General features: G+C 70.5%; 15 protein-coding genes. 5 read left to right on the forward strand and 10 right to left on the reverse strand.

From position 1 onward, the window contains the following. Positions 1–90: 90 nt before the first annotated feature. From ACRAKF_RS17270 to ACRAKF_RS17315, 10 genes are all read right to left on the reverse strand, one after another. On the reverse strand, positions 91–3156 hold the full coding sequence (locus tag ACRAKF_RS17270) for a BTAD domain-containing putative transcriptional regulator (protein ID WP_447038053.1): 3066 nt from the start codon (positions 3154–3156) through the stop codon (positions 91–93). A gap of 216 nt (positions 3157–3372) precedes the next feature. Further along, positions 3373–3837, reverse strand: coding sequence for a TadE/TadG family type IV pilus assembly protein (locus tag ACRAKF_RS17275; protein ID WP_447038054.1), 465 nt, complete (start codon positions 3835–3837; stop codon positions 3373–3375). Beyond that, positions 3834–4277 carry a TadE/TadG family type IV pilus assembly protein gene (locus ACRAKF_RS17280; protein ID WP_447038055.1) on the reverse strand — a complete coding sequence of 148 codons (444 nt, stop codon included), beginning with the start codon at positions 4275–4277 and terminating at the stop codon, positions 3834–3836. Before ACRAKF_RS17280 ends, ACRAKF_RS17275 begins: the two co-directional genes overlap by 4 nt. Further along, a complete protein-coding gene (locus ACRAKF_RS17285) occupies positions 4274–4708 on the reverse strand; it encodes a TadE/TadG family type IV pilus assembly protein (protein WP_447038056.1) in 435 nt (144 codons plus the stop codon). Before ACRAKF_RS17285 ends, ACRAKF_RS17280 begins: the two co-directional genes overlap by 4 nt. 82 nt (positions 4709–4790) lie before the next feature. Beyond that, positions 4791–5042: a hypothetical protein gene (locus tag ACRAKF_RS17290; protein WP_447042037.1), complete on the reverse strand. Its 252-nt coding sequence runs from the start codon at positions 5040–5042 to the stop codon at positions 4791–4793. Between the two features lie 118 nt (positions 5043–5160). After that, positions 5161–6090, reverse strand: coding sequence for a type II secretion system F family protein (locus ACRAKF_RS17295; protein WP_447038057.1), 930 nt, complete (start codon positions 6088–6090; stop codon positions 5161–5163). After that, positions 6087–7091: a type II secretion system F family protein gene (locus tag ACRAKF_RS17300; RefSeq protein ID WP_447042038.1), complete on the reverse strand. Its 1005-nt coding sequence runs from the start codon at positions 7089–7091 to the stop codon at positions 6087–6089. Before ACRAKF_RS17300 ends, ACRAKF_RS17295 begins: the two co-directional genes overlap by 4 nt. Positions 7092–7188: 97 nt before the next feature. Then, positions 7189–8499: a CpaF family protein gene (locus ACRAKF_RS17305; RefSeq protein WP_447038058.1), complete on the reverse strand. Its 1311-nt coding sequence runs from the start codon at positions 8497–8499 to the stop codon at positions 7189–7191. Continuing rightward, entirely contained in the window at positions 8496–9332 is an 837-nt protein-coding gene (locus ACRAKF_RS17310) for a hypothetical protein (protein WP_447038059.1), read from the reverse strand. Before ACRAKF_RS17310 ends, ACRAKF_RS17305 begins: the two co-directional genes overlap by 4 nt. Before the next feature lie 17 nt (positions 9333–9349). Continuing rightward, complete coding sequence (locus ACRAKF_RS17315) at positions 9350–10072, reverse strand: hypothetical protein (protein WP_447038060.1); 723 nt, start codon at positions 10070–10072, stop codon at positions 9350–9352. Between the two features lie 526 nt (positions 10073–10598). Between ACRAKF_RS17315 and ACRAKF_RS17320 the strand changes: the two genes are divergently transcribed. The 5 genes from ACRAKF_RS17320 to ACRAKF_RS17340 all read left to right on the forward strand — a co-directional run bounded on the left by ACRAKF_RS17320 (position 10599) and on the right by ACRAKF_RS17340 (position 15429). Next, on the forward strand, positions 10599–11282 hold the full coding sequence (locus ACRAKF_RS17320) for a hypothetical protein (RefSeq protein WP_447038061.1): 684 nt from the start codon (positions 10599–10601) through the stop codon (positions 11280–11282). Continuing rightward, entirely contained in the window at positions 11273–12319 is a 1047-nt protein-coding gene (locus ACRAKF_RS17325; protein ID WP_447038062.1) for a hypothetical protein, read from the forward strand. The genes ACRAKF_RS17320 and ACRAKF_RS17325 overlap by 10 nt, the downstream gene beginning before the upstream one ends. A gap of 271 nt (positions 12320–12590) precedes the next feature. After that, positions 12591–13415: a hypothetical protein gene (locus ACRAKF_RS17330; protein ID WP_447038063.1), complete on the forward strand. Its 825-nt coding sequence runs from the start codon at positions 12591–12593 to the stop codon at positions 13413–13415. Between the two features lie 82 nt (positions 13416–13497). Then, on the forward strand, positions 13498–14814 hold the full coding sequence (locus tag ACRAKF_RS17335; RefSeq protein WP_447038064.1) for a PE-PGRS family protein: 1317 nt from the start codon (positions 13498–13500) through the stop codon (positions 14812–14814). Positions 14815–14910: 96 nt separating this feature from the next. Beyond that, positions 14911–15429: a hypothetical protein gene (locus tag ACRAKF_RS17340; protein ID WP_447038065.1), complete on the forward strand. Its 519-nt coding sequence runs from the start codon at positions 14911–14913 to the stop codon at positions 15427–15429. Positions 15430–15478: the final 49 nt, after the last annotated feature.

Genomic DNA, 15478 nt, shown 5'->3' on the forward strand with positions numbered 1-15478 from the left:
GTCGGGGTCACCTCCTGCGATGCGGGAAACGGGCGAGTGGCGGTGCGGCAAGGCGGGGTCACTCCACGGCGGGATCACCCCACGCCGGGGTCACCCCACGGCGGAGAGCCCGTTCCGCCAGGCGGGAAGCAGCTCGTCGAGCAGCGCCTCGGTCCGGGGCGGCAGCCCCCTCGCCCCGCTCCGGGCGACGAGATCCGCGGCGACCTGCTGGAGCCGGGCGGGGTCGTCCAGCGCGTGCGTGGCCCGCAGCAGTTCGTTCCAGAGCCGCTCGTCGCGCGGCGCGGAGCCGAGCGCCGCGTCGAGCGCCTCGATCGCCTTCTCCGCCCGCCCCTTCTCCAGGTGGAACTCCGACAGGGCGAGGCCGATGTCGGCGACCAGGAGCGGCAGCTGCGCGTCGATGATCTCGTGCGTGAGCCACGCGTAACGGCCCTGCTGACGGTCGGCGAGCAGCGGTCCCCGTACGAGCACCAGCGCGTCGGTCAGCATCCGGCCGCGCACGGCACGGTTGCCCGCGCCGCGGCCCTGCGTCGCCTCGTGGTAGAGCGAGCGCAGCACGTCCAGGTCGGAGACGACGGACTTGGCGAGGGTGAGCCGTCCGCTGCCGTCGGCCCGCAGCCGCGGCGACCCGTCGGGGTCGGTGCCGAGCCACTCGCGCAGCCGATCGACGAGCGCGTCCCGTACGTCCTCGGTGACGCCGCGCGGCCAGAGCGCCGAGGCGAGCACCCGGGGGTGCACACCCTCGCGGTGCAGGAGCAGCAGGGCGAGGGCCTCGTGCATCAGCGGGCTGCGCTCGCCGTCGGGCGTGTCGAGGCCGATGATCTCGTACGTGCCGACGAGGCGGGCGTAGACCGCGGGCCGCCCCTGCTCGGTGACGTCGACGAGGAACGGCGGTGCCGCGGCGGCGGAGCCGTCGTCAGGACCCGGTCCGTCCTCGCCGTCCGGGTCGGCCTCGGCGAAGAGGCGGACCACGGCCCGCCGCTGCGCCTCGGGCAGCGTCTGGGCCGCCAGTTCCAGGCCGAGCAGCGGGGCGAGCAGCGTGCCCTCGCCGGTGATCTCCATCTCCCAGGCGGCGCCGGGCAGGTCACCGGAGTCCGTACCGACGAGGTAGCCGATGCCGAGGCGTCCGGCGTCGGAGGCCAGCTCGGCGAGCTTGACGGCGTCCTCGCCGCTCGGCTGGGCGGCGAGCAGCACCAGGTGCGGGGCCCAGCGGGTGTGCTGGGCGGGTCCTGTGCGGCCGGTGAGCACGGAGTCGTGCCCGGCGGCGCCGAGCGCGCCGCGCCGCTGCCGGGTCTCGGCCTCCATGGTCTCCAGGAGGGCGTCCACGTCCTCCAGGTGCCGCAGCCGGTTGGGCGCGAGCGGGGTGAGGTCCTCGCCGAAGCCGACGAGGGTGATGGTCATGCGGTCCGACCAGCCGTTGGTGGCGAGCTCGGCGGCGACCGAGGCGAAGACGGCGGCGCGGTCGGCCTCGCTGCCGCTCAGCGAGACGATGCCCGGCACCGACTCCAGGTTGAGCAGGAGCCGCGAGTCGTCGAGGGTGCCGAGGCTGACGAGGCCCGGGTAGGGCGCGGCGGTGTCCACGTCCTCGTACCGCTCGGCGTCGGCGCGGGCAAGGACCCAGAACGTCTCGTCCTGCCCGGGCTGCCACGGCGCCGGCGGGCGGCCCGCGGGCGTGGCGAGTTGGAGGTGCAGGTCACCGTTGGTCAGCCAGGCCGCGTACACGGTCGGCAGCGCGCGGTTCTCCTCGGTCAGCGAGGCGGCGAGGCCGCGCAGCGCGAGGTCGAGCAGGCGTACGCCCTCGGGGTCAGCGCCGACGAGGAGCGCGTCGTGCACATCGGCGGCGTCCCCGGTCGGCGTCGGCAGCCGCATGCCGCGGCGGCCCGTGACCGCGCCCATGGCCGACTGCCACAGGGCCTGCCTGCGGCGGCGGCCGAGCGCGCCGAGCAGCCCCGCGGCCAGCAGGGGCGCGCCGATGAGCGCCTCGGGCAGCCCGAAGCCGGAGCCGTCGGAGGTCTCGCCCGCGGTGGCGGCGGGCGTCCGCGGGGCGTCGGGGGCGATCGGCATGGCGGGGGTGCCGGGGCGCTGTTCGGGGAGGGTGATGTGGGCGGTGTCGCGGTCCACGGAGTGGCCGCCGCCCTGCCGGCCGCCGCCGCCCTGCTGATCGCCGCCCTGCTGATCTCCGCTGCCCTGGTCGCCGCTGTCGTGCTGACCGCCGCTGCCCTGGTGGCCGTCGCCCTGCCGGTGGTCGCCGGTCTTGGCGTAGTCGGAGATCTGCTCCTTGACGTCCTTCGAGATCTTGGGCGCCTCGTCGGGCATCTCGACCAGCTCGCCGCCGTGCGCGTCGCCGGGCATCTCCATGATCCAGCCGGGCCTGATGAGGCTCGCCTCGGAGAGCTTCGAGCCGTCGGGCTGCTCGCGGTCCTTGTTGAGCTGGTAGATCTCCTTGTACCGCCGCCCGTCGCCCAGGTGCCGCTCGGCGACCTCCCAGAGCGAGTCGTGGTGGCGCCCCTCCGGGGGCTGGATCCGGTAGAACTTCGTGTGCCCGTCCTCGGCGCCCCCCGCGCGCGCCGCGGCCTGGTCGGCCTGCGCGGCGAGGGCGTCGGCGGCGCCGGCCGCCTGCCGTTCGGGGCCGAAGAGGCCGGGCGTCTGCTGGGCGCTCGCGGCGGACGACGGCTTCTGGTTGCCTTCGAGGGACTGCCCGAACTGCGAGAGCCCCGGCGCGAAGCTGGCGGCGGTGGCGCCCACCAGGAGCAGTGCGGCGACGAGCTGACGGGCGAGCATCTGGCTGCCGCCCGCGCCGGGCACGCGCCCCGGGATGCCGACGCCGGAGAGCGCGGCCTTCATCTCGACGAGCACGCAGGCGGTGAACTGGGCCCAGGCGAACCAGACGACGACGGTCAGCACGTTGATGAACGTGCTGACGGTGATCTCCTGCTGCAACCAGCTCAGCGAAGGCGCGCCGCCCGGCAGCGGCCACCCCACGAAGACGACGAGCGCTCCGGGCACCCCGACCAGGAGCACGGCCAGGGCGGCGAAGGCGAGGAAGGCCTTGACGAAGTCCCCGACGGTACGCCGGCGCCGGGGCAGCGCCTGCGGCGTACGGTTCCGCGGCGGCTGCGGGTTCGGCGGGCTCGTCGAGCGTGAGGTGGTGCGCGCCATGGCGGGTGTCCTGGTGTCCTGTGTGAGGGAGTGGGTGGGCGGGTCGTCGCGGCTGCGGGAGTCGATCCCGAGGCCACTGAGGTGATGGTACGGAAGGTGCCGAAGCGCAGACAGGTAATCTGCCCGGACGGCGCCCCGTTCGCCGGCCGCCCGCGCCAAAGACCCGTACCGCGAAGCCGCTTGCCGGAGGGATCACCACCACGGGGCCTCAGCGCCTCAGCCGACCTGGTTCTCCGCGATCGCGCTGCCCCTCACCGTGACGTCGCCGCCGTAGAACATGCCGGTGAAGACGGGGCTGTAGGTCATCTGGACCTCGACCTCCACCTGCTGGGCGTTGGCGGTCACGCAGCGCGTCGCCGCGGCGTCCGCGCCCGTCAGGCCCGCCTCGCGGACGAACGCCTGGGCCCTCGCGCCGCAGTTCTCGTAGTTGATGGGAGCGCCCTCGGCGCCTTCGTACAGGCCCTCGGTGTCGAGGTCCTGCGCCGCGTAGCGCGCGGCCTGTTCCGCGATGTCCGCGGCGCGCTCCCGCTTGGAGATGGAGAGCCCGCCGTCGATGACGAACGCCGAAAGCGTGAGGAAGACGATCGCGAAGATGATGACGGCGCCCGCGCCCGAGCCACGGTCGTCGAGGCGCTCGCGGCGGTACGTGATCCACGCGCGCGGCGAGGGGTGACGTCTCACGCCGACCTCCGGTACGGGTCGAGCGGCGAGCTGAAGCTGGCCCTCAGCGTCGTCGGGACGTCCAGGCCGAGCATCGCCAACCCCTTCACCTGACAGCTCACTTCCACGGTGAAGAACGGGTCGACGTCCTCGTCGAAGCCGGCGCTCTTCTGGACCACCGACACCGGGCCCGAGCAGACGTCCGCGAGGTCGGCTTTCGCCGCCTTCTCCGCCTCGGCCAGCGCCGTGCCGTGCTCCTTCTGGATCGACCCCGCGCGCGCCGCGTCCCGCGCCGCCCCGTCGATGGCCCCCCGGCCGTCGACGAGCTGGCCGAAGGCCACGAGCACCAGGATGAACAGGATCATCACCGGGGCGAGGATCACGACCTCGATGGTCGAGAGGCCGCGGTCGTCGAGCCGGAGCCCGCGGCCGTCGCCCCGGAGCCCGTCGTCGCCGCTCATTCGTTCTCCTCGACGAACCGCTCCACGGGCCCCGACGACTGGGCGTGCACGGTGAAGTCAAGGCCGGGGAAGACCATCGGCACCTTCGCGGTGATCTCCACGCCGACGGTGGTCGGTTCGGGCTGGATGGCCCGGACGTCCGGGTCGATCACGAGCTGCGGGCCGAGCTGGCGGATGTAGGCGTCGGCGACGTCACGGGCCTCTCCGCGCCAGCCGCCCGCGTTCTCGTCGGCCGTGGCGCGGGCCTTGCGCGCGCCCGCCTGCGCCGCCGCCTGGGCCACGTGGTCCGCGAAGAAGTACAGCGCGAACTGCACCGTCGCGAAGATCATGAAGAACAGCACCGGGGTGAGCAGCACGAACTCGATCGCGGTCATGCCGGATTCACCGCGCGTGGAGGCGGCCTCCACCCGGCGGCGCACGAATCCTCGCATCCCCCGCGTCCCTCGTACCCGCACCCCGTCGCCCCTCACGCCGCCGTATGCCTCGCCCGTCCCCCGCTGCCGTCGTCGGGCGTCAGCAGGTCTTGCCCGCGTCGGCGCCCTCGATGCACTTGCCGACCTTGTCCGCGCCGCCCTTCAGCGCGGCGTTGATGACCGCGGCCACCACACCCACGATGGCCACGACGACCGCCGAGATGATGACCCACTCGACCGCCGACGCACCGCGGTCCAGCTCACCGGAGCGGGCGCGCTGGACGCGGCCCTGAAGGAAGGTGATGACGAAGTCCAGGCCCGCGTTACCGGTGCTGAAGTCCCGCCGGTTCAGGTCGTTCAGGCCGTTCGGTCCGTTCATGATGGTTGTCCTCTCAGGAGTGGTGGGGGGGGAGGGATGCCGGGCCCCGTATGTCCGGCACCGTCGTCGTTGTCGTCGGGGGACGCCGCCGCTAGACCTGGAACACGCGCATCGCCGCCGGGAAGATGAGGAAGACCAGGAAACCCGCGCACAGCAGGAGCTGCGCGACCAGCATCGACTGCGACTTCTCGCCCGCGCTGCCCTCGATCTCGGCGAGTTCGCGGTGCCGCATCGTTTCCGCGCGGGAGGCGAGGGACTCGCGCACCTTCGCGCCGTCGTCCGCGACGAGCGCCAGGGACGCCGACAGGTCCTTCAGCTCCTCGATGCCCAGCTCCTCGCCGAGCGCGCCGAGCGCCTGCCACTGGCTGACGCCGGTGATGCGGGCATCCGCCAGCGCGCTGCGGATGCGCTGCGTCGCCCAGCCGTCGGAGACCTCCGCCGCCGCCATGAGCGCCTCGGGGAGGCCGCGGCCGCCCGCGAGGCTCATCGACACCAGGTCCAGATAGGCGCCGATGACGCGGCGCAGATCGCGCCGCTTGTCCGCCGCGTCCCTGCGCACCTCCAGGTCCGGCAGGAAGAAGAAGAGCGCGCCGAACATCAGCGCGAGCCAGACCGGGATGACCGGGCTGCGGCCGACGCCGAGCGTCCAGATGATGGCGAAGAGGAACGGCCCGAAGAACACCCCCGCCCCGGCGAGCAGCACCTTCGTCGCCAGGAACTTCTCCCAGCTCCGGTCGAGCACCGCCAGGTCCGCGCGGAGCGACCGCAGCTCCCAGCCCTGCTGGAGGTAGAAGTCGGCGACGCGCATGCCCACGCGGGTCCGCAGGGAACCGATGCGGCCGGGCTTCTCCGTGTCCGGGGACGCCCGATGCGACTCGTACGCCGCTCCGCGTGCCCGCATCGCGTCGATCCGCGCGACCGTGGCGATCGCGCTGCGCTTGGACGGCATCAGGGCGCGTACGAGGGCGAAGACGCCGAGCCCGAAGGCGGCGCCGATCACTATCGGCATCGTCAGGTTCATCGGCGTACCCCCTCGGTCGGGTTGACGTACCCGGGCAGTCCCTGCTGGGTGTGCTGACCCTGCTGGCCCTGCTGCCCCTGTGACATCTGGGCGGGGGCGGCCGGGCCGCGCGGACGCACGAACTGCACGCCCGGCTCGTCCTTGACCAGGAAGCGGTCCGGCGTCTCCACCGTCGACAGCTTCCGCAGCCACCAGAAGCCGAGCGCGAACAGGGCGCAGACCATGGCGAGCACCAACTGGCCGATGGGCGTGCCGTAGGGCTCGACGAACTCGCGGTTGAAGATGGCCAGGCCCAGCACGAAGGCGACCGAGACCGCCACCACGATCTGCACCGAGCGGCGGGTCGAGGCGCGCTGCGACATGACGCGCTGGCGCATGTCGACCTCCTCGCGCGCGGACTTCGCGAGGGCGCCGAGCACCTGCCGCAGGCCGGGGCCGCGCAGTCTGGCGTTGAGGATGAGCGCGGCGACGATGATGTCCGCCGACGCGTCGTCGATCTCGTCGGCCAGGATCTGGAGCGCCTCGGGGAGCGGCGTACGCGCGCGCAGCCGGTCCACCAGGGCGTCCAGGTGCGGGCGCAGGACCGGGGCGGCGGCGCGCGCCGACGCGGGGATGGCCTGTTCGAGGCCGACCGCGCCCGCGATGGTGTCGCGCAGCGACTCCGTCCAGGCGGCGAGGGCCTCGACGCGCTTCATCTGCGCGCGTTCTTCGGCGGCGCCGCCGAAGAGCTTGTCCCAGAAGAAGACGAGGATGCCGGCGGCGATGCCCGCCACCGCCCAGCGGGTCAGGAGCAGGACGACGAGGCCGACGCCCGCGGCGAGCGAACCGCGCTGCCCCGCGAACCGGATGAGCTCACTGGCCCGCTCGCTCGCCCGGTGCTTCTCATGCTCGGGCTTGACGGGCAGCCCGCGGATCGCGAGTACGAGGAGCGCGAGACCGCCGCCCGCGGCGATGCCGCAGCCCAGCGCGTACAGGACGGTCATCGAGAAGAGCCCGCCCATCGAGCCGAGGTCACCCAAGGCGAGCGGAACGGTGTCGTACGAGGCCACGTCGTGCTGTGAGGCTCCTGATACCGGTATCGGTGCGTTCATGTCGTGCTCACCCCCATTGCCCGGCGGGGCGGTAGCCGAACGCGGCCAGGTCGTCCATGCAGGAGATCGGCGCGTGCGCGACGATCCGGCCGTCGGGGGCCTCCGCGAAGACCTCGCTGGACAGGACGCGGCCGTCGACGCCGTTGACCTCGCGGACGGAGGTCACCACGCGCTGGAGCTTGCCGCCGGACTGGTAGTTGTTGCGCCGCTGGACGAAGACGACGAAGTTGACCGCGCCCGCGATCAGCATCTGGCTCGCCTCTATGGGGAGGCGTTCGGCGGCCTGGAGCGCGTAGGTGGAAATACGGTTGAAGACCTCGCTGGAGCTGTTGGCGTGGATCGTGGAGAGCGAGCCGTCGTTGCCCTGCGACATCGCGTTCAGCATCGTCACGATCTCGTCGCCGAGGACCTCACCGACGATGACGCGGGAGGGGTTCATGCGCAGCGAACGGCGGACCAGCTCGGCCATCGAGATCTCGCCCTGGCCCTCGGAGTTGGGCAGGCGCTCCTCGAAGGCGACGACGTTCGGGTGCAGGTCGGTGAACTGGTCGAGGCCCAGCTCAAGGGCACGCTCGACGGTCACCAGGCGCTCGTGCGGCGGGATCTCGTTGGCCAGCGCCCTGAGCAGCGTGGTCTTACCGGCGTTGGTCGCACCGGCGATCATGATGTTCTTGCGGGCCCGGACCGCGCACGCCAGGAAGTGGCCGATCTCCGGAGTGATCGTGCCGTTGCCGACGAGGTCGGACATGAAGACCTTGCCCATGCGGGCGCGGCGGATGGAGAGGGCGGGGCGGCGCGTGACGTCCATGACCGCCGACAGACGCGAGCCGTCGGGCAGCCGCAGGTCGAGCTGCGGGTTGGCGGAGTCGAACGGCCGCGACGACAGACCGGAATACGCACCGAGCACCTGGATGAGCTCGACGAGCTCCTCGTCGGTCTCGGCCACCGGGTCGGCCTTGGCCTCGCGGCCGTCGGCGTACCCGACGAAGACCTGGTCGCAGCCGTTGATGTCGATGTTCTCGACCTCGGGGTCGTCGAGCAGCGGCTGAAGCCGTCCGACACCGAAGAGCGCGGCGTGCACGGCGGCCGCGTACTGCTCCTCGGTCTCCGCGTCGAGGGGGGTGCGCCCGGCGTTGATCTCCGCGCGGGCGTACTCCTCCAGGATCTGCGCGATGACGGCGCGTGCGTAGTGCCGCTCGTCCTCGCCCGACATCGGGGTGACGCCGGAGACCTGGTCGACGCGGCGCTGCTCGGCGATGCGGTCACCGGCGTCCTGCCGGAACCGCTTCACGAGCTGGTGATCGACGGGCGTACTCATCGGCCCGCCCCGGGATGCTGCGCGACGGGGTTGGCCCAGGCGGCGCCGTACTGCTGGTACAGGTCGACGGTCACCTTGCGCGCGGACCGGATGAGCAGCGACTTGTCGAGCCGTCCGCGCCTGCGTCCGGCCAACTGGTCGGCGCCCGCCGGGTCGTCGGCGAGGGTGCCCACGACGCGGGCGCCGGTCTGCGCGGCCATCAGCATGTCGTTGACCTGGTTGACGAGCTTGGCCGATGTCGAGGGGTCCGCGATGAGCAGTACGCCGATGAGCGGCGTCGCGAGCGAGGCGGCGCCGCGCGCGCCGCCGTGCAGCTTGGCGGCGAGGGCGGCGGCACGGTCGCGCACGCGGGCGATGGCTTCAGGCTCCGTACGCGCGACGAGCAGGACGAGGGAGGCCTGCGGGAAGAGTTCGACGGCGGGGGTGTCGCCGCTGACGCGCCCGCAGTCGGCTATGACGTCGGCGGGCGCGTGCGGCGAGTCGGCGAGCTGGGAGAAGGCGCGGCCGAGGGTGGGCCAGAGCCCGGCGAGCCCGGCGGCCTGCTCGGCGACACCGAGCCCGACGAGCACTTCGAGGCCGCCGCTCAACGGCTGGGCGTGGTCCCAGAGTTGGTCGGGTACGAGGCCACGTCGCGCGGTGGCGGCGATGGACAGCATGCCGGTGTTGGGGTTGAGCGGACCGCCGTGCGCCGCGGCGCTGCGGTAGACCAGGTCGCCCCCCGCGGGGTCGGTCTCCGCGACCAGGACCCGGCGCGGCCAGACGGCGGCGAGCGCGACGGCAGCGGTGGTGACGCCGGGCGACCCTTTGTCGGCGGCGAGAGCGATGAGCGCCATGTCTCTTCTACTCGCCTCTAGTTGCCGTTGGACGGGACACGGACGATGACGACCTTGCCCTCGGAGGCCGCGCTGGCCAGGCCCGCGACGTCTTCCTGCGGGACGAGCAGGGTGAGGTTCTTGTTGCCGGTGCTGACGGTGGCGTCGCTGTCGGCGGCGATCGTGCTCACCTTGGCCGCGGCGACCAGCGGCGTACCGCCCGTGGAGCTGCCGCCGCTGCCGGTGGAGCCCTTGCCGGAGGAGGTGCCGGAGACGACGGGGTAGGCGGCGACGGTGTCACCGGACTTCACGTCGGAGGGGTACTGCCCCTCCTTGAGGGAGAGCCCGACGGAGGCCTTGCCCGCGGGCAGCGAGGCCTTGGCGCCGAACATCTCGCCGACGACGACGGTGCCCGGGTAGATGGTGCTCTTGGCCTTGAGGGTCTTGAGCTCGCCGAGCTGGTCCTTCTGGACGAAGTGGGCGGAACTGTCGTCGTTGACCATCACGGTCGTGTAGGTGCCCTCGACGACGGCCTCCCCGGCGGGGATCTCCTTCGTCACCTTGACGACCTCGATGCGGTCACCCGCGCGCAGCACGAGCACGGTGGCGCCGAGAGCGCCCACCAGGATCAGCAGGACGGCCAGTGCGGCCAGTGCCGGTTTGCGCTCGCGAGGCGGTGAGGGAAGGCGCTCACCGACGCCTGGCTGAGCCGGCGCGGCGGAACGGTTGTTGCCCGCCCCCATACGCTCCTGGATCTTCACGCAACTGCTCCCCGCACACCCAAGAAGATTCGGTCAATTCTCGTCATTCGTGACACGCGTGGCTCGTTCGCCCCGCCCAGCCCCCGGCCCATCAGCGACAGTTTCCCGCCTAATCAGCCACAGTCCCAGTGTCAAGCCATCGCACCGTATCAGCAGCACATAAGCCCCTCAAGGCGCGTTAAAAATCGCGAAGCCCCTGCGCCCCATCGTTACCCACACGCAATCCGAACCCCTCGCCCGCGACGCCGTTCTCCCCTCTCGGCCGAGGTGCGGTGACGGACATTTATGTGCGCATGCGAACGCAGCGACCGGGGACTGCCTCCGCAACAGCCGCGCCATGCCCCGTTACCTCCAAGGGGGACGCCCCGGAGCACATGGCCGGTTCCGCCCCGGCTCCTCCCCTGCGTAGCTGTTCGCGCTCCCGGCGAGGCGTACACCACTCGCCCCACATGTTGCTGGCGAACTCATCGCGGGCTTCAGTACCTTCGGAAGGCTTGAGGAACTGTCGTCCCACTGGGAGTCACACGTGAACCGCAGGTACATCCGGCCCGTAGCCGTCTCGCTCACGGTCGCCGCCACCCTCTTGCTCACGGCGTGCGGAGGTGACGACGGTGACGGCGGCTCGGACAAGGACAAGATCGCGGGCGCCGACGAGGGCGGCGGAAAGAAGAGCGCGGCACCGGCAGGCGAGAAGAGCAAGACGCCCGATGACATCGACCGCCCCAAGATGACGTTCCCCTCGGACGTCGACCTCATCTTCGCCGATGCCAACGTGACCGACCCGGATCAGGCCGCGGCCATGGGTGACGCGCAGAACTTCGTGCGGTCCATCCGGTACGGGATCGTCGAGCAGGACGTGAACGACTCGGCGTACAAGTTCTACTCGGAGTTCAAGAGCCAGGCCCAGGTGTACGCGAAGGACCAGATCAAGCAGCGCGTCGACAAGGGCCTGACGATCAGCGGAACGATGCGGTTCTCACGGACCAAGGTGACGTCGGCGGAGAACAAGGAGTCGGCCGTCGTCACCTTCTGCTCCGACAGCACGAAGCTCTACAGCAAGGAAGTGAAGACCGAGAAGGTCCACCACACGGAACCGAGCCTGAGCGACTACTACTCCTGGCAAGTACTGATGAAGCCCTCGAAGAACGCCGAGGGCCTTTGGCGTGCCCAGAAGGTCCAGGTGAAGGAGAAGGCGCAGGAATGCCGGTAACCACACGAGTAACGGCCACAGTCCGCCGGCCATCCGTCCTGCTGGGCGTCGGCGCGGCCCTGCTGTTCGCGTCCGTGAGCCCGGCGTCGGCCGGTGAGGACCCCGGGATCAGTGACAGCAGTACGTCGGCCACGAAGAAGGACAACACCATCGGCGCCGTGGCGCGCGTCAGCTATACGTCCTCGGGGAAAGGCGGGAAGGGCACCGGCAACGTCACCTCCGTCGACCCGAACTGGTCACCGCCGCCGTGCTGGTACGCACCGCAGTGGAAGGCCACCGAGTTCCGCGACTTCCGCAACCGGATGTACTTCACCGCCCGGCACGATCCCGATGCCCCGGGCGAGGCCCTGAAGGACATGTCGGACGAGAACCAGAAATACGCCGAGGACGACTACAACATAGACAAGGAAAAGGACGGAATGTGGTGGGACGCCCAGTTCAGTCCCGACGCCACGCTCGAGGAACAGCAGGAGTGCAACAAGCCACCCTTCTGGGTCGAGAACGGCGAAACCCCTGACGTCCCGAACGTCATCAGCCCCGAGATCCTCGCCGGCCTCGCCTACAACCAGATCACCGTCCCCGGCACCAAGGTCAGCCTCGCCCCCGAAGGCGCCTCCAAGGTGAACCTCCCCACCTGGGCCTGGCTCGACAAGGGAGAGTTCAAGCCCGTATCCGTCACGGCCTCCCTGGACGCTCCGGGGCTGCACATCGAGGCGACCACGACCGCGAAGCCCGTATCGCTCACCATCAAACCGGGCACCGACGACGCCAAGCTGCTGCCCGCTTCCGGCACCTGCGAGATCAACGACGACGGTTCGATCGGCGAACCGTACGCGAAGGGCAAGGCCGGTCTGACACCGGCATGCGGAGTCGTCTACGAGCGCTCATCGGGCCAGGGCACATACGACCTCCAGGCCACCGCGACCTGGGAAATCACCTGGGAGGGCACGGGCGGAGCCAAGGGCACGCTGCCGAACGGCGAGTACGGCAACGACCAGCCGGTAAAGGTGGAGGAGATCCAGTCCATCAACCGCTGAGCAGGCAGGATTGGACTGGACCGGACTGCCTGACGTCCCGGAAATGGCAGTGACATACGGTGGCTGGGGCGCCGCATTTGTCAGCCCCAGGACCGAACGAGTCAGCCCATGGCTGGACAGGTCGGGCCCGCGGCTGAACAGGTCCGGGCCCGCGGCTGAACAGCTCGGCCGTGGCTGCGCGGCGTCGGCCAGGTACCGCCGCGCCGGCGGAGTTCGTTCCGGTGGCCCCCGTCGCCCCCGTCGCCCCGAAAGACTGAGGTATTCACCTTCCATGCCTTCCTACGACAGCTCCCGGGCGCGGTTCCGGCTGGCGGAACGCCACATCGCCGTGTTCGCCCACCTCCTGGACGGCGAGAATCCGCCCGACGAGCTCTGGCCCTCGCTCGGCGAGCTCATGCAGAGCGGCCTGGTCGGTGAGGAGGGGGAACTGGCGCCGATCCTCCGGGACCTCCTCGGCGCCCTGGCCGCCCCGCTGCTGCTGGTGACCGTGGAGGTCACCGGTGAGCACGGAACGCTCAACCACGGGGTCATCGTCGGCCGGGACGCCGTGATCGCGCATTCGGCCTGGCCCGGCGAGGAGGAGTCGGAGTACACCCCGATCGCCCCGCACAGTCTGGTCTGGGAGCTGGCCCGCACCGTCAACCTGCAGGCTGATGACGAGGCGGACTCGGAAGTCACCCGTATCGAGACGACCATGGGTGCGCTTGACGCCGCTCTCTCCGCACTCGACCGGGGCGAGGGTGACGAGACCACGACCAGGGAACTCATCCGCAGGGCTCTGACCGAGGCAGGCACGCCCGAGGAACCGGAGCTGACCGAACTCATCGAGCTGGTCATGGCCATGAACGCGATGTGGCGCATCACCACCGCCTGGGACGGCAAGCACGAGGGAGAGCGGGCCGCCATGGTCCGAGCCCTGGCGGTGTGGGACTGCGGTCCGCGCGGCTACTGGGTCAGGGAGAAGCCCGAGGAGCCCATCGTGGAAGGCCAGGTCGGGCCCGAGAGCGAACTGGTTCTCGTACGCACGCGGAACGGGAAGATCTGGGAGCAGATCACGGACCTGCTTCCGGACAAGGAAGACATGATCGACTACTGAGGCTCCCGACCGGCGCCCCTGGGGGTGCCGACAGAACGACCGGACTCGCGAGGCCATGCGCGAGCCGATAGGGAAACAAAGCATGCGAAATGTCAACCCGGACGACCTCGACCAGCTCGCCGACCTCATAGACGGCAAGGGCGGGGTATCCGACAAGCTCACCGAGGCTTTCACCCGCGCGTCGGCCCTGGGTGTGACCGACAAGCTGGCCACTCTGAAGCCGATGCGGACCTGGGTCACAGAGACCCCCAAGGACATGCGCAAACGCGCGACGCTGGTACGAGGTGACCAACTCTTCCAACGTGGCGACCGAGAGACCTACAGCGACTGGCTGGCCCGGATCGAAGCCCACTACCTGGCCAAAGTCCCCGGCTTCAAGGAAATCGGCGAGAAAGAGATCGAGCTGTTCCTGAACGATCTCAGCGATGTCACCACCGCCATCAAGATCGGCGGCATCGCCTCGGCCGCGGCCTACGGCCTGGGGAACGTCACCTACAAGAACTCCTGGTACAACGGCGCGCTGCGCAATGCCGTCGACTCGAACTGGTGGGACCGTGGCGGTGCCGCCCGTACCCGGGTGGGCGCGGCGCTGCGTCGTGTTCCCGCGGGTGAGCTGCGGTCCCTGGCAGCCCCGGGCAGTTGGCTTCCCGGCCAGTTGGGCAGGGCGTTCGGCAACAACGCGCTGTACCAGCGTGCCAGCAGGGTCCCCTTCACCACGGGCCTGCGGGCGACCTGGCTGGGACGGGGGTGGGACGGGCTGCGCGGGTTGCCGGGGATGCGCTCCCCGTTCGTGACGAGGGGCATCAACGCCGCGGTCGGTTCCGACGCGCTGGCCATGCGCTACGGCGGCACGACCAGCTCTGGAGCACTGGTTACCCGTGCCGGACAGGCGAGCCTCATCAAGGTCGCACGCTCGGCGTCGTACTTCCAGAAGCTGAACAACGCCCGTCCCGCCGTCATCGCGGCGGGAAAGACAGCTTCCCCCTTCGTGAAGGGGTTGGGTGCGGCGGCCAAGACGGGCGGATTCTTCCGGGTCGCCGGCGTCGGCGCCAGCGCACTGGCCACGGGAGTCAGTGCCGCCAATGTGTGGGCGCAGGGAAATCCTGCCGAGGCGTTCAAGAAGAAGGGGGCCGGTTACGTCGCGGATGTGGCGGAGGTCGGGTTCAACGCGTCCCTGACCGCCGCAATGGTCGCGCCGAATCCGGTGACTGTCGGCCTGGCCGTAGGCACCGGTCTTGTCTACGGCGGAGCCAAGGTGGTCGAACACTGGCCAGAGATAAAAAAGGGTGGCCGCGCGGCTGCCAACTGGGCCGGGGACAAGGCCAAGCAGGCCGGAGAGGGCCTCGCGAACGGCGCGAAGAGCCTCGCCAAGAAAGCAAACCCTGCCAACTGGTTCTGACGAACCGCTCAACCCTCGCCAGAGAGAATCATGACGGAATTCGAGTTCGAACTCACCCCTTTCTTCCACAAGGGAAGGCGTGGACGCCAGGGTGTCGTGGGCGCCTTCGGTGACGTCACCGTCGAGGCCGAGTACAGGAAGCGGTCCATCAGGACGGCAAGCCGGCAGCTCGACGTGCGGATGCGGGGCGAGCGGTTGCCAGGGGCCGTATACCGGACGATCGGGCCAGGCCGACCCACACTCCGGAACGCCAACCTTGCCGTTGACGACCGAGCGGTCCAACTCGGTTTCAACGCCCGAGGAATCCGCAACGCGTCGCGGGCCCTGCGGCTCACGTATCAGGACCAGTCCTACGAGTACGCCGTGATGGGATTCGACAAGGGCGCCGTCCTCCGCGGCCCCGGCACCGTCGTCTCCCTCACCCGCAGGAAGAGCAGCACAGGAAAGGGAATGAGCACGGTCGGCGTCGTCACCGGGGAGGCGGACCCGATCGGCATCGCGCTGGCCATCCTGTTCGAGGAAGTGGACACGATCGAGTTGACGACGTCCGGGGCGGCATCCGACGCCTTGAACAGGATCCTCAACCCCCGGGCGAATGAGACTCCCTCGGAATGACCCGGGACGGGAACGGCCCAGGAACGGAACGGCCCAGGACGGGGCTTTC

It is taken from the genome of Streptomyces sp. DSM 118878 (assembly GCF_052936595.1).